Raw genomic sequence first — 22,439 nt, forward strand, 5'->3', positions numbered from 1 at the left:
GCCTGTGCGGCGGAAGCTGCAGAAATCGCCAAAGCCAAGCCCAAATATTTCTTGCTCATAGTGGTTTTTTCCTTTCAGTTTGCTTGTGGGTATTGAAGACTCCTAACTTGCAGTCGGGTGTTTAAATAGGCTGTAAAGACAACCAGAGTCACTACCACGTCATTTGAAAACCGGGCCATTCTACCGAAAACCGGCTCAAATATGTCACTTTGGTGTCGGTTTAATGTCCGTTACGTGAACATTTTATGTCGTAATAATGACATTTTTATGACAATCTGTAATTCATTGCGCGCCGCCCCCGTCCTGACCGGGCCGGCACCGCCGAGCTTCGCTTTTTCCCGGCGAACCGACTACAGTAATTACTATCGGGCCGCGTTTGGCATCCCGACCACTGACGCATCAACGATTGTGCGGCTATTCTCTTGATGCCTTACTCTTGAAATAGCCCAGATGCCTGTAAAATACCAATTTCCGTCGGCACTTACGGATTATTCATGGCCACATCGCTGAAAGTATTGTTTATTGAAGACTCCGAAGCAGACGCCGAGCTCACCACCGCCGAGCTGGTTCGCGGCGGTTTTGATCCTCACTGCCATCGGGTCGAAACGGCGCCGGACCTGGAAGCGGCGCTGGAGCAACCCTGGGACCTGATCATCTGCGACTATCGCCTGCCGCGCTTCAGCGCCGAGGATGCGCTGGCCGCTTTGAAACGAAGCGGACAGGACATCCCTTTCATCATCATGTCGGGCGCAGTGCAAGCCGAAGACACCGTCAACCTGCTCAAGCAGGGCGCCCACGACTTCATGGACAAACATGCTCTTGCACGTCTGCTGCCCGCTGTCGAGCGGGAACTTCGAGAGGCGGAAATTCGCGCCAAACGGCGCAAGGCCGAAGAGCGGGTCAGAGTGCTGTCCCGTGCGGTTGAGCAAAGCCCGGTTTCGGTCGTGATCACTGACCCCAGCGGCAACATCGAGTACGTGAACCCCCGGTTTGAGGAACTGACCGGCTATTCCGCCGAGGAAGCCACCGGCCGCGAGTTGGGTTTCTCCATGGTTGACCAGGACAGCGCCCAGGCTTTATCCGAGCTGTGGTCGACCGTCAGCGGTGGCCGGGAATGGAGTGGCGAGTTCTGCAGCGCCCGCCGGGACGGGCAACTGCTGTGGGAGCAAGTCAGCGTCTCCCCCCTAACTGACACGGACAACCGGATCACCCACTACGTCGTCATCAAAGAGGACGTGACGGTTCGGCGCAGCTATGAAGAACAGCTGTTGCGTCAGGCGCACTACGACCAACTGACCGGCCTGGCCAACCGGGTGCTGATGATCGACCGGATGAGCGTCGCCCTGGAGGCGGCCCAGCGGGATGATCACAAGTGTGCCCTGCTGGTCATTGACCTTGATCACTTCAAGAATGTGAACGACAGTCTTGGACACAGTATTGGCGACAACCTTCTGAAAGAGTCCGCCGGGCGCCTCAGCGGTTGCATCCGCGGCGGCGACACGCTGGTACGGATGGGCGGCGACGAGTTTGTAGTGATCATGCCCAAAGTCGACTCCGCCCGCGAGGCCCAAAAAGTGGCCGAGCAGATCATCCAGCAGTTTGAGCGCCCCTTCACTATCATCGGAAAGCAATACCGGGTCACCGCCAGCATCGGTATTGCGCTCTACCCCGAAGACGGAAAAAACCCCCACCTGGTTCTGCGCAATGCCGACCTGGCGATGTACAAGGCGAAGGACCTGGGGCGCAATCAGTATCATTTCTTCACCGAAGAGATCAATCAGCAATTGATTGAACGGTTGGAGCTCGAGGGACGACTGAGGCGGGTTCTGGACAAAGGTGAGCTGACCCTGCACTACCAGCCCATCTATTCACTCGAGGGAAACTTTGTCACCGGCGTCGAGGCCCTGGTCCGCTGGCGCCAGCCCGACGGCAGCCTCTGGGGACCCTACCGGTTTATTCCACTGGCGGAAGAGATCGGAATGATCCGCGCGATCGACAACTGGGTTCTGCGCAGTGCCCTACGGACGATGGCGCCTTGGCTTTCGGATAGCAACGAAACCATGCGCCTGACTCTGAATATCTCCTCCCAGCAATTGCAGATGCCCGGGTTCCATCAATACGTTGCCGAACAACTGACCGCCAACGGTGTCACGCCCTCACAGCTGGAGCTGGAAATTACCGAGCGAATGCTGGTGGATAATTCCGACTCGACGCAGGAAAACATCCAGCGCCTTTGTGACATGGGCGTACGATTGTCGATTGACGACTTTGGTACCGGGTACTCTTCGTTGGGCTACCTTCAGAACTACCCATTCCACACACTGAAAATTGATCGCAGCTTTGTCTGCAACATCGGAATCAATACGCATACGGCGCGGCTGATTGACACCATCATCACCATGGGACACGGCCTGGGTATGGAGATTGTGGCGGAGGGGATTGAATCGGATCTTGAACGTCAGTTTCTGAAAGCTCATGGCTGCGATCAGGGGCAGGGCTATCTGTTCAGTCATCCACTGCCGTTGGAGCAGCTTCGTCCGTTGCTCGAAAAAGCGGTTCAGGAACAGCCGTCGTTTTCAGAAAATCAGCCTGACGGATAAAAGAACTCCCGCAGGGGTTGCTGCGGGAGTCAAAGGTTCACTCTCAAGAGAATGCTGAATTGTTATTTCAACCAGCGCCTCAGGCAGGGGCAATTACCCACCAACCCATCGCTCTCGCTTTCGCCTCCAACTCCCGTCCACCACTGACCACCGTCGGTTGACCGACGGCACTGAGCATCGGGAAGTCCGACACATCATCGCCATAGGCAAAACAGTGTTCAGGCACAGCGCTCTGAGCCTCCAGGAACTGTGTCAACGCCTCCACCTTGCCGGAGCCGATGGTCTGGGGCGGGAGAATTTCACCGGTATAGCGCCCCTGATGGACCGCCAGGCGGGTCGACAGCAGATGCTGCACCTGTAACTCCTGCGCAATCGGCTCAAGCAGTGCCGGAAAAGAACCGGATACAAACACCACTTCTCGCCCCGCCCGCTGATGGGCGCGCAGTTCGGCCAATGGACGGGGGTGATAAAACGGCGCCTGGCCGTGACGCATTTCATCAAACCAGACCCTCCCCATGGCACGGACCTCTTGAGGACACCGGCCCTTGAAATGGCGGTAATACAGGCGGTTAAGAAACTCCCAGGAGGCTCCGGGGTGCAAGTGCTGGCGCAGGTCCTGTTCGTAAGCGCGCTGCCCTTCATCGTCACCGGTTCGGTGATACCAGAAGGTCTGAAAGCTGAGCATGCTTTTGATCGAAATCAGCGTGTCGTCAACATCAAAAAACACATACTCTTGTGTCAATGTCGGTAATGCCGTCATGAAAACACCTCCCTGCGACTCAGAAGTTATCGACGCGCTGCAACATCTCGGCATAGGCAGCCGCTGCACTCTGCGCCTGGAGCTGACCGTCCACAAACGCCAGATGCGCCTGTTGCGCCTTGGCCGCCATGGTCGCTTCGCGTTTGCCGATCCGGGCCTTGTCCATGGCGGCAAAGGTGAAGGTCAGTGAGGAGACATCCATCCCGCACTGTTGCACCACCGCCTCGGTCACAAAACTCAACTTCCGCGGGTTATCCGTGCTCTGCTCCAGAATCCGACACTCAATGGTGGCCGACACCGGAAAGGCAAAGTTATTGTACTTGACGGACATGTCGTTCAGGACGAAGGCGTAATCCACCTCGTTATCCGGAAGAAAGTACTGCTCAACCACGGCCAACATCCCCTGACGGGCGGCCTCGATCAGAATCATACCCTGGACGTGTTGACCGCTCTGGTGGTCTTGCATCAGTTCGCACTGCTCATCAATCAGCAAATGCATGGTAAAGCAGTCTGCGGTCTGCCGGACCGGAACGGAAATCAGGGTATTTTCCGGACGATGCTTGTGGGTAAGAGTGGCCGGAGCGCGGGTCGGTAGACTGTGCCACAGCGTAAAATCAAACTGACTCAGGTTAGGCGACTGAGCAGCCTGCTCCAGTAACTGCCTTACATTCTCATCACTCAGACCCTGACCGGGAACCAATACGGTTCGCCCCTGGCCGGGTACCAATGGAATGGACAGACTCAACAGGCCACGCAGATTGGAGTAGGTTATGGCATCTTTGCCCTGTACATAGGCTGAAAACTTGTCACCGACGACAAGTACAATACGCTGCTTCATGATTTCCACCTCAGCTATTTAATGAAATGTGCCCACCAGATCGGTGTGGCATCAAATAGCTCAGTGCAAAAATGCGACCCTTTCGGTACGCTTCACGTTATTTTTTGAAGTCGAAATTTTTGACAGACTCACAGGATGAAGATAACCGGTTGTTAAATCGACTGTTTTTGAATTCGTTTCAGGCGTAGACCGGCAAAATCCCCGCCGTGCCGGAACGGCTGTGCTAGGATTCAGACGGAACGGGCCACCAGTCTGGCCACAAAATCATCAAAATGATCAATAATTAGTCAAATTTATGACGCTCCCGGAATTGTCAACACTCAAACCCGAAAGAAGCGACAACTTTCAGACAAACCTGCCTACAAACAACGTGCAAATGAGGTTTTCGGTGAAAAAAACGCCATTGTTCCGTACATTCCTTCGCCCTATTACCCTTACTCTGAGCGGAGTCGCGCTGCTACTCGCCCTGCCTACGGCTGCGGACCAAAGCGTATCGGACGCCCCCCCCGAGACCCCATTGAAATTTATTACCATTGACGTCGCCCCCTGGGCATCCAACAATCCCGAAACCGGGCAAAAGGAAGGCGCCTTCGTGGCGATTGTGGACGCTCTGTCCGAGCTCACCGGGTTGACCATCGAGACCACGCTGACGCCCTTCGCGCGTGTCGATCGGGAGTTGGAGGCTGGTACTCATGACTGCACCATCCTGGTTCCCCGGGACGAATCCATTGTGATTCATGGCGAGCTGGTGGCGGATCATGACGTGGGCATTCTGTCCCACAAAGGCAACCCCATTGATGACTATGCCGACCTACAGGGCACCACCATTTCTCTGCTGCGTGGCTCCGCCATATCACCGGAGTTCGATCAGGACGAGGCCATCAACAAGGTGTACGACACCGACTATCTGATCGCGCTGCGCAAGCTGGATCGTCAGCGGGTCGCCGGCGTCGCCGGTGCCATCCCCACGCTCAAGTTCCTGGCCAACGAAAACGGGCTGGGGGATATGCTGGCACCGGCCCTGAAACTGACCGACATTCCGCTGGTATTCCAGTGCTCACGGCAATCCACCCAACTGGCGTTGATGCCCTCGCTGAATGCGGCCATTGAAACCCTGAAACAGTCCGGCCGTCTGGAAGAAATCACCGATCTGTACCACTTCTAACGGATTATCACTCCATGGTTTTTCGGATTCCCGGCCTTGCCAGCCTGCGTGACCTGAAGCGTTCGGGCATCGGGCAGCGCCTGTTGGTGCAGATCATCCTGTTCAGCTCACTGATCACTCTGGTCGCTACCCTGATACAGCTCTACACCGACTATCACCGCGACGTGGGCACCATCAAGAACCGGCTGGATGATATCGAGGGCAGCTACCTTGGCAGCATCAGCGCCAGCCTGTGGAATCTGGACGTACAACAGTTGCGTCTGCAACTTGAGGGAATCCATCAACTACCGGATATCCAGTCGGTGTCCGTGCGGGAGAGTTCGGATAACGTCGCCGACCCCCTGGCTTTGAGCCGCGGCGAAGGCGACAGTAAAAACGTCATCACCCGGCACTACCCGGTGATCCATATCCTCGCCTCCGGCCCCCGCCAGATCGGCACGCTGACGGTAGANGCCTCCCTGAGNGAAGTGTACGCCCGCCTGCAGCAGAAGGCCGTGGTCATTCTNTTGAGNCAGGGCGTGAAAACCTTTCTGGTNTCGNTGTTCATTCTTTATATNGTNNCNCGNCTGATCACCTCNCANCTGGTGCACATTTCNGANCGGGTCAGTCGGTTTGANATCAGNCAACANCAGCCNCCTCTNGCNCTNAACCGGCNCCCCCCACCGGAACCCGATGAGCTCGANCAGGTGGTCACCGCCTTCAACACGNTGAGTAAAAACCTGCGNCAGGCNTANGATCATATGCATGAGGTCAACAATGCCCTGGCCAAAGATATCGTCGCCCGCCGTCAGGCCGAGGANGAGGTCAAACGCCTNAACTCGGTGCTGGANCANCGCGTGCGCCAGCGNACCGCCGAGCTCGAAGCGGCGAATGCCGAGCTGGCCAGCTTCTGTTACTCCGTCTCTCACGACCTGAGAGCGCCACTGCGGCGCATTGAGGGCTTTCGGCGCATTCTGAATGACCGCTACCACGAGCAGGTGGACGACCAGGGACGGCACTACCTGGACCGCATTGCNGNCGGCACCCGGGAAATGTCCGAGATGATCGACAGCTTNCTGCGCCTGTCCCGGGCGACCCAGGGCGAACTGAAGGTCGAGATTGTCGACTTGTCCGCCAANGTGCATCACCTGATCAATCAGTATCAAGAGCGCGAGCCAGAACGTGAGGTACACCCGCAAATTCAGGATGANGTACGCGCCCCGGTTGATAGNCATNTGTTCGATATGCTANTAAGTAACCTCATTGACAACGCTTGGAAATATTCCGGTCATCTCCCGGANACNCACGTCGCGTTCGGNTTTCGAGAGGANGANGGCGAGCGCATTTACTTTGTCAGTGACCGGGGCGATGGCTTCGACATGCAATACGCCGACCGNCTGTTCGCGCCCTTCAGCCGNCTGCACAAGGCGGANGAATTTGAGGGNGTGGGTATCGGACTGGCCACNGTTCAGCGTATCATCACCCGACACGGTGGACGAATCTGGGCGGAGTCCCGCCCGGGTGAAGGAGCCACCTTTTATTTCACGTTGTGGGAAAGGAACACTGACCGTGAACAGGGACACCATACTATTAGTTGAGGATGACCCGGACGAGGCCGAGCTCGCGCTGTTCGGGTTTGGCCAGGTTGGCCGTCACTACGACATCCAGCNGGTCCGAAACGGNGAAGAAGCCCTGGAGTTTCTCTTCGCCACGGGCCGCCATGCGNACCGCGCCACCGAGNGGNCCCCCAGCCTGGTGATTCTGGACNTGGANCTGCCCCGGGGTGAGCGGCTTTGAAGTGCTTCGACAGATCCGCTCGACCCCGGAATACCGCTACACACCGGTCGTCATANTGACCACNTCCGANGAGCANTCAGANATNCTTCANGGGTACCAGTTGGGNGTCAACAGCTACCTGTGNAAACCCGTNGATTTTGAAAGTTTTGCCGACCTGNTGCAGCAGGTCAGCGAATACTGGTTGTCCACCAACACCCAGCCGGGACGACNCCGCAANCCCTGAGNCNNCCNCTNNNNCGGCCAGCGTCGAGNGNGCCNTTTCCNNTCCNNATCAGGTGCGCTCCGCTTCCAGNNCCTGCCACTGCTTNTCCAGGCGCTTGGCNGAGACCGGCATGCGGGTTTTCAGNGTCTGGGCAAAGAGCGACACCCGNAANTCCTCCAGGCTCCACCGGTACNCCTGAAGCNCCTCATTCAACGCCANCGCCTGACCGTCNCGATCNNTCCAGAAAGGCTCCAGGCGCTCCCAGAANGGNGCCANCTCATCCACCAGGCGGCGNTCCTTGTTCGGGTCCAGAGGCGCCTTTTCCAGNCGAATTTCCAGCGCCTGCATATACCGTGGGTACTGGCGNAGCCANTCCTCCGGAGTGCGATACAGCATNCCNGGGTAAAACAGNTGGGCCAGTTGGGTGCGGATGTCCGACANGGTAAANGCCANNGGCANCTGNGTNCGGTGCTGCTTNAGNTGCTTTTTGATCTTNACCAGNGAGTGCAGACTGGTGGANAGCACNTCCGCCANACCTTGCGCCTGTATCACCANCCCNTCGCGCACCGCCTGCTTGCAACGCTCATAGNCCGGTGCCGTTCGGGGCAANTCNTTCAGTGGNAACCAGTTCNCCACNGCCGCCAGNAGCAGGTCATCNACNACCGCATCGCGCTTNCCCATCTCCGCCACCGACAGAGCCAGCTCGTCTTTTTTCAGNAGCTCTTTGTGCAGGTACTTTCGGGTCTGGGAAAGCTCCAACAGAATCAGCCGCGCCAGCCCNCGCTGGGTCTGATAGGCGGCATCCGCCGCTTCATCCANCACCNCAATGGCCACCGANTCGCGCTTGTCCACCAGCGCCGGGTAAGCCCGTAACTGGATNCCNCCGCGNTTNAGCTGCACCTCCTCCGGCAGNGTGTCCCAGTCCCANTGGGTCANCTGGTCGCGCTCGATNCCCACCGCNGCCGATTGAATTTTCTCCTGGGCCTGCTCCCGATAGCGCTCGCGCAGCACCGCCAGATCCCGACCCCGGGCGATACAGCGCCCCCGCTCGTCCAGCACCTGGATATTGACCCGGTAAAAATCGTCAATGCGGGTGTCGTCCCAAGCCTCGGGCGGCACCTCGACCAGGGTCTGACGCTTGAGTTGGTGAGCCAGGGCATCGGTCAACGAGGTGTTGTCCGGCTGCATGCCGGTCAAGGCCCGGTCCACCACATCCGGTACCGGCACAAAGTGCTTGCGCCACTGCTTGGGCAACCCCTTGATCAGACTGATGCACTTGTCGCGCAGCAAGCCGGGCACCAACCACTCGAGGCGTTTTTCCGGCACCTGATGCAATAGGCTGACGGGCACCTGCAGATTCACCCCGTCGTCCTCGTGACCGGGTTCAAACTGATATTTCAGCGGAAAACTGACGCCGCGCCAGGTCAATGCGTCGGGGAACTGCGCCTCGGTCACCTCCCCGGCGTCGCGCTGCATCAGTTGCTCGCGCTCGATAAACAGCAAGCGTGGCTGGTCCTGCTCTACGGCTTTGCGCCACTGATCGAAGCTGGCGCGACTGGCCACCGAATCGGGAATCCGCTCGTCATAAAACTGATACAGGGCCTCATCATCGGCCAGAATGTCCCGACGCCGACTTTTCGCCTCCAGCTCATCCAGTTCAGCCACCAGACGCTGGTTATGAGCAAAGAATTTTGCGGGCCCGCCCCGTTCCGATTTCTTGGCGTAACGGCCCTCCACCAGCGCGGAGCGAATAAACACCTCGCGACAGGTGGCCGGTTCGATATCGGTGAAATCGACGCGTTGCTTTTCGACCAACACCAGTCCGTACAGAGACACCTTCTCGTAGGCCTTCACCCGTCCGCTCTTCGGGTCGTAGTGAGGCTCAAAGTAATGACGCTTGACCAGGTGTTTGGCCGCACTCAACGCCCACTGGGGATCAATCTTGCCCACCGTGTGGGCGTAAAGTCGGGAGGTTTCCAACAGCTCGGCCGCCACCAGCCACTTGGGCGTTTTCTTGAACTGGGACGAGCCCGGGAAAATCATGAATTTGCGATTGCGCGCCCCCAGGTATTCGCGGTCCTCCACATTGAAGCCCAGGTTGCCCAACAGACCGGTCAGCAGCGCGCGGTGCACCACCTCATAGTCCGCCGGCTCGCTGTTCTCCTTGAGTTTGAGATCCCGCAGGCTGACTTTCAGCTGATGGTGAATGTCCCGCCATTCACGCCAGCGAACGTAGTTCAGAAACTCTTTCTTGCACTGTTTGCGCATCTGATTCTGAGACAGGTCCTGACGCAACTGTTCAAAATAATCCCACAGATTCACAAAGCCGAGAAAGTCCGATTGCTCGTGCCAAAAACGACGATGGGACTGATCCGCCGCCTGCTGTTTGTCCGCCGGTCGCTCCCGTGGGTCCTGCACGGACAGGGCACTGGTAATGATCAACAGCTCCCGCACGCAGCCCAGCTCACTGGCGGCCATCAGCATTCTGGACAACCGTGGATCCAGCGGTAGGCGGGTGAGCTGTTTACCGGTGGGGGTCAGACGCCCCTTGCCATTGACCGCCTGCAGCTCTTCCAACAGCTTGAAACCATCGTTGATCAGGCGCCGATCCGGCGGGTCGATAAACGGAAACCGATGAATATCCCCCATGCGCAGTTGCAGCATCTGCAGGATCACCGCCGCGAGATTGGTGCGCAGAATTTCCGCATCGGTAAATTCGGGGCGCGCCAGGAAGTCCTCTTCGCTGTACAGGCGGATACAGATACCCTCCGCCACCCGACCGCAGCGCCCCTTGCGCTGATTGGCGCTGGCCTGGGACACCGGCTCGACCGGCAGGCGCTGCACTTTGGTCCGGTAGCTGTAGCGACTGAGTCGGGCAAAACCCGGATCGATCACATAGCGGATGCCAGGTACGGTGATTGACGTTTCCGCCACGTTGGTGGCGAGCACCACCCGCCGCCCCTTGTGCGGCGCAAAAACCTTTTGCTGTTCGGCCATGCTCAAGCGGGCGTAGAACGGCAGCACCTCCAGGTGCTGAAAACCCGCTTGGCGAATACTGCGCGCGGCCTCGCGAATTTCCCGTTCACCACTGAGAAACACGAGTATGTCACCACCGCGGGCGCCCTTGCCGACGCTGCGCTCGTGGGTTTCAATTTCGTGAATGGCGTCGAGTATCGGCTGGTAGCTGTCGTCCCCCTCGCTATCGCTGTCCAACGGCGGCCGATACCAGACATCCACCGGATAGGTACGACCGGACACTTCGATGATGGGGGCATCGTCAAAGTGTTGGGAAAACCGCTCCAGATCGATCGTGGCGGAGGTGATGATGACCTTCAGATCCGGGCGCTTGGGCAGCAACTGTTTGAGAAACCCGAGCAGGAAGTCAATATTGAGGCTGCGTTCGTGGGCCTCGTCGATAATCAGGGTGTCGTAGCGGGACAGAAAGCGATCGTTCTGGATTTCCGCCAGCAGTATCCCGTCGGTCATGACCTTGACCAGGCTCTGCTCACTGGTCTGGTCGGAAAACCGCACCTGGTAACCCACCAGCTCGCCCAGGGGCGACTGAAGCTCCTCGGCAATACGCTGGGAGACGGTGTGCGCGGCCACCCGCCGGGGCTGGGTATGGCCAATCATGCCGCTGACACCCCGCCCCAGTTCGAGACAGATTTTGGGGAGCTGGGTGGTTTTCCCGGAGCCGGTTTCCCCGGCCAGCACCACTACCTGATTATCGCGAATCAGTTCGGCGATTTCGTCCCGCTTGTCGCTGATCGGCAGGTCCGGATACACGATGGTCTGTGGCCGGTGTTGTTCGCGTTGCTCAAACCGCTGTTGGGAGCGTTGCCAGTGTTCCAGCCATTTGCTCTGGTCTTTGTCGACCGGTTGGCCGGCCTTGAGCCGCTCCTGGATGGCCTGCCAGCCTTTGGACAGACGAAACCGGTCCCGACTCAGTACGCGGCTGAGGTCGAGGCGTTGGGGAAATTGGTCGAGGGTCGGTGTTTCGGATTCAGACATAGCCAGCTCGGATGATTAAGCACGGCATGATAGCAGAGAGGGCCGCTGTATCGCAGGGGGTGCCAGTAGAGAGGTGTCGGATTGGCAGCTTCGCATCGTAGTGCTGCGGGTGGGATATAGGGTAACGGCGGATGCGCTTCGCTTATCCGCCCTACGGATGGTGCGGAGGTCGGCGTAGGGCGGATAAGGGCACAGCCCGCATCCGCCGTTACCAAACGCCCATGATTCACATTATTCGAGCAGACTACGCAGCATCCAGGCGGTTTTTTCGTGGAGTTGGATGCGCTGGGTGAGGAGGTCGGCGGTGGCTTCGTCGCTGGCTGACTCTACCACCGGGAACAGCGAGCGGGCGGTGCGGACCACCGCTTCATGCCCTTCGACGGAACGTTTAATCATATCTGTCGCACTCGGAACACCCGGTTCCTCTTTGATGCTGCTCAGCTCGGAAAACTCCTTATAAGTACCCGGCGCCGGGAAACCGATCGAACGGATACGCTCCGCGATCACATCCACCGCCTCGGCCAGCTCAGTGTAATGCTCCTCGAACATGATGTGCAGTGTCTGGAACATCGGGCCGGTGACGTTCCAGTGGAAATTGTGGGTCTTCAGATACAAGGTATAACTGTCCGCCAGCAACCGCGACAAGCCTTCCGCAATCTGCTCACGATCACTCTGTTTGATACCAATATCGATTTCCATGACCTTCTCCTCAATGGATGAATAGCGGCCCCACCTGACGGGGCCCCGATTGAATTAGCTTAATTGGATGTATGCGTGCGGAACAGCGCCTTTTCAAGGCTGGGGCGCAAATACACTTTTATCACATTGATAGCATCACGCTATGCGACATTTTACCGGCCGTTCGGGTCATCACTGTTATCGTCAAACAGCTGATCGTCACCCAAAGGGAAAAGCGACTCTTCCTCGTCCGCTGACGCCGGCTTGGGCGGCGGCGGTTGCGTCGGCGCGGGTGTGTCGGGTGAATCGCTGGGCGACTCCAGTTCCGACTCGAGTTGCTGCATGGGGGGAGGTGCGCCGGTGTCAGACGGCGCGGGTTCATCGTCGGTGTCATCCAACACCTGGGTTTTGCGCCCACCCATGATGGCGCGATAGCCAAAATAAGCGAGCACCAGAAGCAGGCCGTTGGCCAGCACCAGGCTGCCGGCCAGCAGCAGCGGGTGCGTAGGCTCCCGCGGCTCGGCGGTTGCGGTTTCCGGGCCGGCGGGTTCGGTGTCGACCACACTGGGCTGCCCCAACGTCAGGGTCGAGGGCGGTGGCTCGCTGTCCTGTCCCTGTCGTGCGCGCTCGGCGGCGGCCACACTGTCATCCAGTTCTTCGCGCAGCGAACCGATCGCATCGCCCAGCGGGTCCGGCTGCGGATCCCCCTCTTCCGGGTAGGTAAAGTACTGGGTCGGCAGATGCTCTTCAAACGCTCGCCCGTCCACTGTCTGACCGCTGGCCTGCAATGAAATCCGGTAGTTGGCCCGCTCCTCGGGACTCAACGTATGGCGCCAGATACCGGGGCTTTCGGCCTTCAGGGTAAGCACTTCACTGTGCCCGCCCGAGTGGCGGATGTGAACCACCACATCAGTTTGCCCGGGGTTGATGGTCTCTTTGCCGTCCACCATCAGATCCCAGTGCACATTGTCCCCGTCAAGCCGCTTGGTCAGGCTGACATCAAACTGGGAGGCCACAGTCATTCGGTGCGTGAACAGCCGCTCAAAGCTCTTGCCATCGAGTGTCAGCCGCAGCTCATAATCCCCGGGGCGACGGGGTGCCGGCAGCACCAACTCATAACGCCCGTCTTCGGGAGGAGGCCCCTGCCAGGTTTTCAGGGCCAACTCACTTTCGACCGTACCGCTGAGCTCCAGCGTCAAGGTCAAAAGATCCAGCAGTGCGGGGTTACTGACAATGCCCCTCTGGTCCTTCAGATAAAAATTGACCGGAATCGGCTCGCCAACATTGATGTTGTTGACCAGGGGCTCTACCACCAGTTGCAGGTTACTGATGATGGTCAGCCGGCTGTGCGGTTGCAGTTGCGCGTTGATCTCCCAGCGACCGGGGGATGGATCGGTCACCGTGATCAGATCGTAGTCCGGGGTGCCGTACCAGTGCAGATCGGGGCGCTCGGAGGCGGCATGATAGCGAAGGCCATCGGGTGAGGTGAGCTCGGTGGCGTCCTGATCCGGCGCCTTGCGCACCAGAGCGGTAAACTCCTGGATACTGTCATCGATCAGGAACAGCCCACCGGTAATTGGCAGACGCTCGGCGGGCACCGTCTGCTGAAAAATCTGCAGCAGGCTGTCCATCAGCTGTTCGGCGTTGCGCGCTTTGCTGAACAGACCATCCGAACCACGAGCCATATCGCGCAACAGTGCCTCGTCGGTCTCATCCGAGAGGCCGATGGTATGAATCCGGTAACCCAGAGCGTGCAACTGGGGGACCAGCTCATTCACCACTCGCTGCTGCTCCCGGGCACTGATTCGCGGGTCCGGACTGACGTCCACCACCCCGTCGGTCAACAGGATGATGTCGGTGCGCGGGGCGGCGCCCTCCGAGCGCTCGGCTCGATCGTAGGCCGCGCCTTCCAGCGCCGCCCCGATATGGGTATAGAGGGCAACCGAGTTGATCTCACCGACGCGCTCCAGCGCTCCGGTCTTCCAGCGATCATCAACCTCCCGGTGAGGAATCAGGGCGTTGACCTCCTGCCCAAAGGTCCACACCCCCGCCCGAGCGCCCGGGGGTAACAGGCGCACCAGCAGAGAGAGCGCCGGGCGGCGAAGATTGTCCGGGTCGGTGCGCTTCATGCTGCCGGAGATATCCACCACCAGGCGGATATCGGCCTGCTCGGTCTGCGGTTCCTGGGCGGACAGCGGTACCAGTAGCACCAGCCCCAGGATCAACAGCGCCGCCCGGCACCCGGTTTTCATGGTCAGACCAGCAGGTCCAGCGCGCGGCGGCCCTTTTCGGTCAGGTACCAGCGCACCCCTTTGCGGGTATTGAGTTTGCCCGCCAGCTGTCGGTTGACCAGCACGTTCAGTGACTTCTGGATGGTCGTCTCGTCCGCCCCGGCCTCGCGACACAAGCCCGCCATGGAGCGATAGATGTGCCGCCCCACGCCAAGCGTCTTGAGAACCTTACTGGCGGCAATATCCAGTTCTTCGTTCGGATTCAGGGGGCCGGCGTTGTCATCGACATCGGTGTCCTGCTCGGTTTCGGTATCCAGCAGCGGCAGCAACTCCTCCTGCATGACCCGCAGCTCGTGCTGCATGGCCTCAACCTGATTACGGGCCACCTGCGCCTCACGCAGAATGCGTTTTGGGGTACTGGTCAGTACCAGGCGGGAGCCAATCGCCACGATCAGACAGAAGCCCGTGTAGATGAGCAACCGCGAAGGGTCTTCCTGGATCTGGGTGATCAGGTCACTCTGAACAAAGAACAGAATCACCGGTACCAGGAACGCCGCGCCGATACCCAGCACGATACAGCGCGGCAGCGCCGCCTCGTCATCACGCTCCTGGGTCAGTTGATAGTAGTTGATTAGCCCGCCGAAGACGCCGGCAATACTCATGACCGCCGCCAGAATGAAAATGTGATTTGCCATGAAGTTCTCCTGTGCAAACGCCCAACCCTCAATACTCAAAGAAGGCAATCGGTGTGAGCGTTTAATTACTCTTAGTTATAGCAGGTTTGCCCCAGACGGCAATCTCAGTCCGCCTCGGGCTGGGCGGGTCGGGGGCGCACGAGCAACTGGAAGATCAGCGATATGACCAGTGCCACCAACCAGACGCCCAACATGATCAGTCCGGACCGCGAGGCGCTGTCCAGGGTATCGAACAGGCCGTCGAGCACCAGCACAAACAACGCCGGAGCCAGGAAAACGGCGTCGTCAACCAACATTGGACCGGGTGTCAGCAACAGTGCGGCGGCCGACACCAGGAGCAGGTGTCGCCACTCACGCCGAAATCCCCGGGTCACCCGCCAAGCGGTGACCAGAAGCGCCAAGGCTCCTACCAAATACACGATCCAGGCAAGGGTGTATCCCGTTGTCATAGGTTGTCGGCTCCTGTGTTCAGCTCTTGAGTATTCATCACTATCGAAGCGGCCCCGGGTCAGACCCAGAGCACCGCTCGCTCCTCCCATTCCTCTTCCGGCACGTCGGATTCCGAAACAAAACGTCCAGCAGCGGACACCCCGGCCCGGCGCACCGACGCGGGGTCGCCGGAGATCAGCGGATGCCAATCCGGCAGCGGGATACCCTCCGCCAGCAGCCGGTAGGCGCAGGTCGAGGGCAGCCAGTGGAAATCGGAGACGTCCTTCGGGCGCAGCACGGTGCAGTCGGGGACATTGCGTTGGCGGTTGGGGTAGTCGCTGCAGCAGGCCGTAGCCGAATCCAGATAACGGCAGGCAACATCGGTGTAGAGAATCTCCCCGGTATCTTCGTCCTCGAGTTTGTGCAGACAACACTTACCGCAGCCATCACAGAGGGACTCCCACTCCTCGGCGGTCATCTCTCCAAGCGATTTGCGCTCCCAGAAAGCCTGCTGTGCCAAGTCTCAATGCCCCAATTTGGAGTTGTGCAGGCGAACCTGAGCCGCCTCCGCATCCGCGTGGGGACTGGGCGGCATCTGCAGGTAATAACCGGGTTCTTCCAGGCAGGCCAACACACGCTCGGCGGTAGTACGCGCCAATTTACGTTCCGGGGTCAGCGCCAGCACCATGGCCGATTGCGGTGTGCCGAACCGCCGAAGCAGGTCTTCCGGAACCCGCTCAAGCCCCTCTTCGCGTTTGACGTAGAGGTACATGCCCTCTTCTTTCGGGCTGCGAAAGATCTCAACCAACTGTTTCATGAGGGCTCCTGTTGCGGCTCGACGTCCGCCCGGTGCGCTTCCGCCGTCTCGAGCAGACCCTGCCCCAGAAGCTCATGGCGCCAACCCTGTAGCCGCTCGGGCAACTCGAAGGACCCACCGTTGAGGCCGGAGCGGACAATGGCCTCGTATTCACGTTTGCGCACCAGCAGCTCCGGCGGTAAATCCTGGGCTTCCGCCAGTTCACGGACGTAGCGTTTGAGCGCTTTCATCAAGGGTGCCTCGGCCTTACCCAGGGGCGGCTCCAGTCGCTCGGGCCAGCCCGATTCCGGTTCCTCCAACGCCAGGCGAATCTCCGCCATCAGCGCCTCGCCCTCCTCTTTCTGGGTGTGGGCGGGCACCTCCTTGAGCGTGCGCAACTGGGCCAGGTCAGTGGGTTGACGGCGAGCCAGTTCCCACAGGCCATTTTCCTTGATCAGCCGGTTGCGCGGTCGATCGCGCTCTCGCGCCTCCCGCTCACGCCAGGCACTGAGCCGGCGCAGCACGGCGAGCTCCCGCGGGCGCAACTTCCAGGCCGACCCCACCTTGCGGTAATAGTCATTGAAGTCTGGCGTGCTCTTGGCGTTCGCCACCAGATCAGCGCTGTCCGCTCGCGCCCAATCCAGGCGCCCCTGCTCTCTCAGGCGCTGCAACAATTTGCCGTAGATGACCAGCATGTGCGCCACATCGAGCGCCGCGTATTTTTTCTGAGGGACCGACAGGGGTCTCTGTAGCCAATCCGAACGGGTCTCTCCCTTGGGAATCTCGATGCCCAATAGCTGTTGAATCAGATTCGCGTAACCCAGGGAAAAGCCGAAACCGGCAAAGGCGGCGCCGATCTGGGTATCAAACAGTGGCTCGGGTACCACCCCCAACCAGCGTTGGAACACTTCCAGATCCTCTGAGCAGGCGTGCAGCACTTTGGTCACGGCCGGATTCTGAAACAGGTCTCTGAGCGGCTCCAGGTTTTCAATGGCCAGCGGATCGATCAGGTAACAGCCGCGGCCATCGCCGATCTGCAGCAGGCCAGCGATCGGGTAGAAGGTCTCCGAGCGCATAAACTCGGTGTCCACCGCAATGGCGCCCTGCTGGCTCCACCGCTCGCACAGCTCAGCCAGTTCGGCGTCCTGGTCAATCCAGATGGGCTCTGTGGGTATGGTCGTCATAAGGCCTTTCGACTGGAAAATGCGTGGGCTAGCGTGCCGCCGTCGACGAACTCTAGCTCGCCCCCCAGCGGCACCCCGTGGGCAATTCGGGATACGGTGACGCCAAGATCCTTGGCCCGCTCACTGATGTAGAAGGCTGTGGTCTCCCCCTCCATGGTCGGGTTGGTCGCGAGGATGACTTCGCTGACCGCACCGGTTTTCAACTGATTGACCAACTGATCGATGCCAATGTCTTCAGGCCCGATACCGTCGATCGGCGACAGGCGGCCGAGGAGCACAAAGTACTTACCCTGGTAGCCACCGGCCTGCTCGATGGCCACCACATCCGCCGGTGTCTCCACCACGCACAGGACCGAGCCGTCCCGCCGCGGATTCTCACAGATACCGCAGACTGGCTGTTCGGTTAAAGTGCGGCACCGCTGGCAGCGCCCTACGCCATCAATAGCCTGCTCCAGGCTGCGCGCCAGACGCGCCGCGCCGTCGCGATTGTGCTCCAGCAGGTGCAGCACCATACGCTGGGCCGATTTGGGGCCAACCCCCGGCAGACAGCGCAGCGAGGAGATCAGCTCGTCAATCAGTGGACTGAATACCGATGCCATAGTCGCCTCTTAAAACGGCATTTTGAAGTCGGGCGGAATGCCCATGCCGGAGGTCATGTTAGCCATTTTTTCCTTACTGTTGGCTTCCACTTTACGTACCGCATCGTTCACCGCCGCGGCAATCAGGTCCTCAAGGACTTCTTTGTCTTCGCTCATGAGGCTGTCATCGATGTTGACGGTGCGCACGTCGTGGCGCCCGGTCATCACCACTGAGACCAGACCCGCGCCGGACTGCCCGGTGACTTCCGCCTGGGCCAACTCCTCCTGCATCTTCTGCATGTTGGCCTGCATTTCCTGGGCCTGCTTCATCAAATCGCCCAAACCTTTCATAACTCACCTCATCAATAGCGCCCCTATTCCAGGGGCTGTACCGTGTCTTCGCGCAACGTTGCGCCAAAGTGTTCGACCAGTTGTTGCACGATGGGGTCCCTTTTCATGGCTTCAAGCGCTTCGACCCGGCTCTCTTCCTTCAACCGCATGGCCTGCGCCGCCGGTGTCTCGGCCTCGACCGTGCCCGGCTGAATACGCACGCGCACCGACTCGCCAAAGTAATCACTGAGCACATCCGCCAGTCGCTGTTGCTGACTCTCGTCGTAGATGGCGCTGTGACGTTCATCGAGCATAAAATTCAGCTCATTGCCCTGCCGCCCCACCAGCACACAGTTGGCGGCGGTGCTTTGCAGTAGGCCGGTGGCGCTCAACCCCAGATAGACCTGGGCCCAGTTGTCCGGACGGGTCTCTTCCAGGGCCACCTTTGGCACCGCCGGTTTGGCCCGGGCCGCGTTGGCGGGCTCGGGAGCCGGGGCTGCAGCGCCGGTATTATTCGGCCGTGCCGCCGGCGTCGTCGTCGGCGCTGATGCTTCATTCGGTGCCCGATCCGCCGGTTGCGCCCGCGCCGTGGGTGCCGACTGATAAGGGCCATCGAACGGCGGTACCTCCTCGTCGGCCCAGGGCGGTGGCTCTTCCGCGGCCGCACTCGCCGCCGGGGCGGCCTGCTCCGATACTTTGGGAGACTCGCTATGAACCGGCTCGGGCGTTTTCGGGAGCTCGGCCTCGACCGGCTGCCGAGCGGCGCTGGCCGGCTCGGAAGCCGGCGAGGAGACGCTGTCAGGGACCGACTTTGGGGCCTGGGCGGGCTCCTCCAACGCACCAGGCTGGTCAGTCGCTTCAGGGGTCGGGGTCGACGCTGCGGTCGGGGTTGGTTCCGACGCTCCCTGCGTCATCTGTTCGGCGGCCTGAGCCTGCGTTGCCTCGGCCGTCTGAGCCGTCTGTGTCTCGGCCGCCTGAGCCGGCTTGGGAATCTGCTCGGCCAGGCGCTCACCCGGGCTGGCCGGTGTGTCGCTGGCGCCTTGCGGTAATGCTTTCTTGGGAATATCGGCCAATCCCTGCGGTTTGAACGCCAGCATCCGCAACAGCACCATTTCCAGCCCCGCGCGCGGATCCGGCGCCAGTGGCAGGTCTCGCCGGCCGAGCAAGGCGGTCTGGTAAAACAACTGAATGTCCTCGGGCGGCATCTGCTGGGCCAGCTCGAGCACCTTGTCCCGGTCACCGTGGCTGTTATCCGCCGCTTCCGGCAGCGCCTGGGCGATGGCAATCCGGTGCAGCAGCGCCAGCAGTTCGGCCAGTGCGGCCGCATAATCGGGCGCCTGCTCGGACATTTGCTCTACCGCTCCGAGGAGCGCCCGGCCATCCTGCACCGCCAGCGCGGCCAGCATCTCGTAAATGGCCCGCTGGTCAATCGTGCCCAGCATGGCCCGCACTTCGGCCTCGGTGATTTTCCCGGAGCCGTAGGCAATGGCCTGGTCGGTCAGGCTCATGGCATCGCGCATACTGCCGTCGGCGGATCGCCCCAGCAGCCACAGCGCGCTGGCCTCGAACGGCACCAGCTCTTTTTCCAGAATTTCCTGCAGGTGCTGGACAATCCGCTCCGGGTTCATGTTTTTCAGGTTGAACTGCAGACAGCGAGACAGAATGGTCACCGGCAGCTTCTGCGGATCGGTGGTGGCCAGCAGGAATTTGACGTGCGGCGGTGGCTCTTCCAGAGTCTTGAGCAGGGCATTGAAGCTGTGCCCGGAGAGCATGTGCACTTCGTCGATCAGGTAGACCTTATAGCGGCCCCGGGTGGGCGCGTACTGGACGTTTTCCAGCAGCTCACGGGTGTCTTCCACTTTGGTGCGCGAGGCCGCATCCACCTCAATCAGATCGACAAAGCGGTTTTCGGCAATTTCCGTACAGGCGGAGCACTGACCACAGGGCTCGGAGCTGACGCCGCTCTCACAGTTGAGGCATTTGGCGAGAATCCGGGCAATGGTGGTTTTACCCACACCGCGAGTGCCGGTAAAGAGGTAGGCGTGATGAAGCCGGTTGTGGTCGAGGGCGTTAATCAGCGCCTGGAGCACATGCTCCTGCCCCACGGTTTCCCGAAAGGTGCGGGGGCGGTATTTGCGGGCCAGGACTTGGTAGCTCATGCCTTCCTCAGTGGATCAGAATATCAAAACCAGGGCGGGAGTATACCGGAAGATGCCCGGTGATATATACGGCGGGTGCAGGTCTACACCGCTGCGCTCGGCCCCTACGGGAACGACAGAATTATACCAACAAGGGGGGAGATGGGTGGTGACCTGACCAGCCACACCCCGGCACATGACTGACTGCTACCGTTGCTCCCTTCCGGGCCTGGCGGGGTTCACAGCTGATCATTGCGAGGGGACCGGAAAGGCCACCATAGTCGCTCGACGCCGGGGGAATCCCCCTGAAACAGCCGGTGGCTGTGGTCGAGTGGGGCGCATTATGCGCAGTTTGCCCCCCTATTGCAACCTCAATTGAGCAGCATCGACGCACCGGGCCCCAGGGGCAAACCGAGCCAGAACCACACCAGCATCAGTCCACTCCAACCCAGCAGGAACACCAGGCTGTAGGGCAACATCATCGCCATCAGTGTGCCGATACCCAGGTCCGGCTTATAGCGCTGAGCGAACGCCACCACCACGCCAAAATAAGGCATCAGCGGGGTAATGATGTTGGTGCTGCTGTCACCAATCCGGAAGGCCATCTGGGTCGCCTCCGGGCTGATCCCCAACAAAAACAGCATGGGAACAAAGACCGGCGCCAACAGCCCCCACTTGGCGGATGCACTGCCGACAAACAGATTGATAAACGCCGCCATAAAGACAAACACCAGCAGCAAAACACTGTTCGGTAATGCCAGGCCTTGCAGTCCCTCGGCACCGCTGACGGCAAGCAAGGTGCCCAACTGACTCCAGGAGAAATAATTCACAAACTGAGCGGCAAAGAACATCAGCACCAGATAACCGGCCATGGTCGCCATGGTTCCCTCCATGGCCTCCACCAACGCCTGGCTGCTGCCATACCGGCCGCTGACGCGCCCGAACAGCCAGCCGGCCACACCGGCATAGAATGCAATCAACACCACGATGCCTTGCATTGCCGCTGAACCGAGAAACCCCGGATTATTCGGGTCACGCAGCGGCGCCCCCTCCGGAACCGCCGCCACAAGAACAACCAGAACAAACAGAAGCGTCCACACCGCCACCAGCCAGAGGCCTCGACGCTCTGCAATTGACAGGGTGTGCTCCTCATCGGGAGCCGTTTCCGCGAGCCGCTCTGGGCCCTCGCTCCTGGCCAGGTGGGGCATCACCCATCGCTCAGTCACCCAGGCTCCAAGCACACTCAACACCAGGGTGGACACGGCGGCAAAGTAATAGTTGGCCTCAATACCCACTGTGTATTCGGGGGCGACGATGGCGACCGCCTCGGTACTCATTCCGCTGAGAATGACGTCCACCGGACCAATCAGCAGGTTGGCACTGTACCCGGCGGACACCCCCGCAAATGCCGCTGCGATACCCGCCAAGGGTGGTCGCCCCGCGGCGGCAAACATCAGGCCCGCCAGAGGAATCAGGACCACGTAGCCCGCATCCATGGCCAGGTTGGACAGAATGCCGGCAAAGACCACCATCCAGCTCAACAGCCCCTGCGGAGTGGACCGCACCAGGCGCTCCAGCAACACCCGCAACAGCCCGGAGTGCTCGGCCACCCCCAAACCCAGCATGGCCACCAGGACCGTGCCCACCGGCGCAAAGGAAACAAAGTTCTCAACCGTGTGAGTCAGCGCCCAGCGAATCCCCTCGGCACTCAACAGGCTGCGCACCGCAATACGCTCATCCTGCCCCGGCAGGCGGGTGGATACATCAAAGGCGGCCACGACCGCGGATACCAGTACCAATAACAGAGTGAGCCACAGGAACAGCATCGCAGGTGCCGGCAATCGATTGCCCCAGCGGGCGATGGCCGCCAAGGGGCCAGATGTGGCTTGAGAAGCGGGCTCAGTGACGCTCATAAACAATTCCGGTTGCGTTAAAGAATGGTAAGCGGCACTTGCAATCACACCGCACCAGCGTTGTAATGCATGTTTTACGGCCTGTCCAGCGCACAGGCCGGTTCGATTTCTCATG

The 22,439-nt window shown here is 59.9% G+C and carries 17 protein-coding genes, 1 other RNA gene and 1 pseudogene; 4 read left to right on the forward strand and 15 right to left on the reverse strand.

Features of this window, described 5'->3' with window-relative positions; translation table 11 throughout:
- The first annotated feature begins 494 nt into the window (after positions 1-494).
- A complete protein-coding gene (locus tag CMG77_RS01940) occupies positions 495-2,600 on the forward strand; it encodes a putative bifunctional diguanylate cyclase/phosphodiesterase (RefSeq protein ID WP_286805165.1) in 2,106 nt (701 codons plus the stop codon).
- A 79-nt stretch (positions 2,601-2,679) separates the two neighbouring features.
- Here CMG77_RS01940 and CMG77_RS01945 read toward each other — a convergent pair whose 3' ends face one another.
- Both CMG77_RS01945 and CMG77_RS01950 read right to left on the reverse strand, forming a co-directional pair.
- Complete coding sequence (locus CMG77_RS01945) at positions 2,680-3,360, reverse strand: HAD family hydrolase (RefSeq protein WP_286805163.1); 681 nt, start codon at positions 3,358-3,360, stop codon at positions 2,680-2,682.
- A gap of 19 nt (positions 3,361-3,379) precedes the next feature.
- Positions 3,380-4,198 carry an AfsA-related hotdog domain-containing protein gene (locus CMG77_RS01950; RefSeq protein WP_286805161.1) on the reverse strand — a complete coding sequence of 273 codons (819 nt, stop codon included), beginning with the start codon at positions 4,196-4,198 and terminating at the stop codon, positions 3,380-3,382.
- Between the two features lie 517 nt (positions 4,199-4,715).
- Between CMG77_RS01950 and CMG77_RS01955 the strand changes: the two genes are divergently transcribed.
- From CMG77_RS01955 to CMG77_RS15700, 3 genes and pseudogenes are all read left to right on the forward strand, one after another.
- Positions 4,716-5,363, forward strand: coding sequence for a substrate-binding periplasmic protein (locus CMG77_RS01955; RefSeq protein WP_286805159.1), 648 nt, complete (start codon positions 4,716-4,718; stop codon positions 5,361-5,363).
- 14 nt (positions 5,364-5,377) lie between these two features.
- Positions 5,378-6,940 carry a sensor histidine kinase gene (locus CMG77_RS01960; protein WP_286903521.1) on the forward strand — a complete coding sequence of 521 codons (1,563 nt, stop codon included), beginning with the start codon at positions 5,378-5,380 and terminating at the stop codon, positions 6,938-6,940.
- Positions 6,941-7,125: 185 nt separating this feature from the next.
- Positions 7,126-7,362, forward strand: a pseudogene (locus tag CMG77_RS15700) (response regulator).
- A gap of 48 nt (positions 7,363-7,410) precedes the next feature.
- Here CMG77_RS15700 and hrpA read toward each other — a convergent pair.
- The 13 genes from hrpA to CMG77_RS02025 all read right to left on the reverse strand — a co-directional run bounded on the left by hrpA (position 7,411) and on the right by CMG77_RS02025 (position 22,324).
- Complete coding sequence (hrpA, locus tag CMG77_RS01965; protein WP_286903522.1) at positions 7,411-11,352, reverse strand: ATP-dependent RNA helicase HrpA; 3,942 nt, start codon at positions 11,350-11,352, stop codon at positions 7,411-7,413.
- Positions 11,353-11,583: 231 nt separating this feature from the next.
- Positions 11,584-12,051, reverse strand: a complete 468-nt coding sequence (locus CMG77_RS01970) for a Dps family protein (protein ID WP_024459655.1) — start codon at positions 12,049-12,051, stop codon at positions 11,584-11,586.
- Positions 12,052-12,203: 152 nt separating this feature from the next.
- Positions 12,204-14,282: a VWA domain-containing protein gene (locus CMG77_RS01975; RefSeq protein ID WP_286805149.1), complete on the reverse strand. Its 2,079-nt coding sequence runs from the start codon at positions 14,280-14,282 to the stop codon at positions 12,204-12,206.
- Between the two features lie 2 nt (positions 14,283-14,284).
- Positions 14,285-14,956 (reverse strand): YEATS-associated helix-containing protein, encoded by a 672-nt coding sequence (locus tag CMG77_RS01980; protein ID WP_123636946.1) that lies wholly within the window; start codon positions 14,954-14,956, stop codon positions 14,285-14,287.
- A gap of 104 nt (positions 14,957-15,060) precedes the next feature.
- Positions 15,061-15,405: a hypothetical protein gene (locus CMG77_RS01985; protein ID WP_123636945.1), complete on the reverse strand. Its 345-nt coding sequence runs from the start codon at positions 15,403-15,405 to the stop codon at positions 15,061-15,063.
- Between the two features lie 59 nt (positions 15,406-15,464).
- A complete protein-coding gene (locus CMG77_RS01990; protein WP_123636944.1) occupies positions 15,465-15,905 on the reverse strand; it encodes a YcgN family cysteine cluster protein in 441 nt (146 codons plus the stop codon).
- A 3-nt stretch (positions 15,906-15,908) separates the two neighbouring features.
- A complete protein-coding gene (locus CMG77_RS01995) occupies positions 15,909-16,202 on the reverse strand; it encodes a YcgL domain-containing protein (protein WP_286805144.1) in 294 nt (97 codons plus the stop codon).
- Positions 16,199-17,365, reverse strand: a complete 1,167-nt coding sequence (rnd, locus tag CMG77_RS02000) for a ribonuclease D (protein WP_286805142.1) — start codon at positions 17,363-17,365, stop codon at positions 16,199-16,201. The genes CMG77_RS01995 and rnd overlap by 4 nt, the downstream gene beginning before the upstream one ends.
- Complete coding sequence (recR, locus tag CMG77_RS02005) at positions 17,362-17,964, reverse strand: recombination mediator RecR (RefSeq protein WP_123636942.1); 603 nt, start codon at positions 17,962-17,964, stop codon at positions 17,362-17,364. The genes rnd and recR overlap by 4 nt, the downstream gene beginning before the upstream one ends.
- Before the next feature lie 9 nt (positions 17,965-17,973).
- Positions 17,974-18,294, reverse strand: coding sequence for a YbaB/EbfC family nucleoid-associated protein (locus CMG77_RS02010; RefSeq protein ID WP_123636941.1), 321 nt, complete (start codon positions 18,292-18,294; stop codon positions 17,974-17,976).
- 23 nt (positions 18,295-18,317) lie between these two features.
- Positions 18,318-20,432, reverse strand: a complete 2,115-nt coding sequence (dnaX, locus tag CMG77_RS02015; protein ID WP_123636940.1) for a DNA polymerase III subunit gamma/tau — start codon at positions 20,430-20,432, stop codon at positions 18,318-18,320.
- Positions 20,433-20,584: 152 nt separating this feature from the next.
- An RNA gene (gene ffs, locus CMG77_RS02020) (signal recognition particle sRNA small type) lies at positions 20,585-20,680 on the reverse strand.
- Between the two features lie 102 nt (positions 20,681-20,782).
- Positions 20,783-22,324, reverse strand: coding sequence for an AbgT family transporter (locus CMG77_RS02025; protein ID WP_286805138.1), 1,542 nt, complete (start codon positions 22,322-22,324; stop codon positions 20,783-20,785).
- Positions 22,325-22,439: the final 115 nt, after the last annotated feature.

The sequence above is a fragment of the Marinimicrobium sp. genome (genome assembly GCF_002695945.1).
GTDB classification, from domain to species: Bacteria; Pseudomonadota; Gammaproteobacteria; order Pseudomonadales; family Cellvibrionaceae; genus Marinimicrobium; species Marinimicrobium koreense.

Bases quoted from the DNA above. Each gene is read 5' to 3' on its own strand.
- CMG77_RS01940 (WP_286805165.1), top strand. From the start codon at position 495: ATGGCCACATCGCTGAAAGTATTGTTTATTGAAGACTCCGAAGCAGAC.
- CMG77_RS01945 (WP_286805163.1), bottom strand. From the start codon at position 3,360: ATGACGGCATTACCGACATTGACACAAGAGTATGTGTTTTTTGATGTT.
- CMG77_RS01950 (WP_286805161.1), bottom strand. From the start codon at position 4,198: ATGAAGCAGCGTATTGTACTTGTCGTCGGTGACAAGTTTTCAGCCTAT.
- CMG77_RS01970 (WP_024459655.1), bottom strand. From the start codon at position 12,051: ATGGAAATCGATATTGGTATCAAACAGAGTGATCGTGAGCAGATTGCG.
- CMG77_RS01975 (WP_286805149.1), bottom strand. From the start codon at position 14,282: ATGAAAACCGGGTGCCGGGCGGCGCTGTTGATCCTGGGGCTGGTGCTA.
- CMG77_RS01980 (WP_123636946.1), bottom strand. From the start codon at position 14,956: ATGGCAAATCACATTTTCATTCTGGCGGCGGTCATGAGTATTGCCGGC.
- CMG77_RS01985 (WP_123636945.1), bottom strand. From the start codon at position 15,405: ATGACAACGGGATACACCCTTGCCTGGATCGTGTATTTGGTAGGAGCC.
- CMG77_RS01995 (WP_286805144.1), bottom strand. From the start codon at position 16,202: ATGAAACAGTTGGTTGAGATCTTTCGCAGCCCGAAAGAAGAGGGCATG.
- rnd (WP_286805142.1), bottom strand. From the start codon at position 17,365: ATGACGACCATACCCACAGAGCCCATCTGGATTGACCAGGACGCCGAA.
- recR (WP_123636942.1), bottom strand. From the start codon at position 17,964: ATGGCATCGGTATTCAGTCCACTGATTGACGAGCTGATCTCCTCGCTG.
- CMG77_RS02010 (WP_123636941.1), bottom strand. From the start codon at position 18,294: ATGAAAGGTTTGGGCGATTTGATGAAGCAGGCCCAGGAAATGCAGGCC.
- dnaX (WP_123636940.1), bottom strand. From the start codon at position 20,432: ATGAGCTACCAAGTCCTGGCCCGCAAATACCGCCCCCGCACCTTTCGG.
- CMG77_RS02025 (WP_286805138.1), bottom strand. From the start codon at position 22,324: ATGAGCGTCACTGAGCCCGCTTCTCAAGCCACATCTGGCCCCTTGGCG.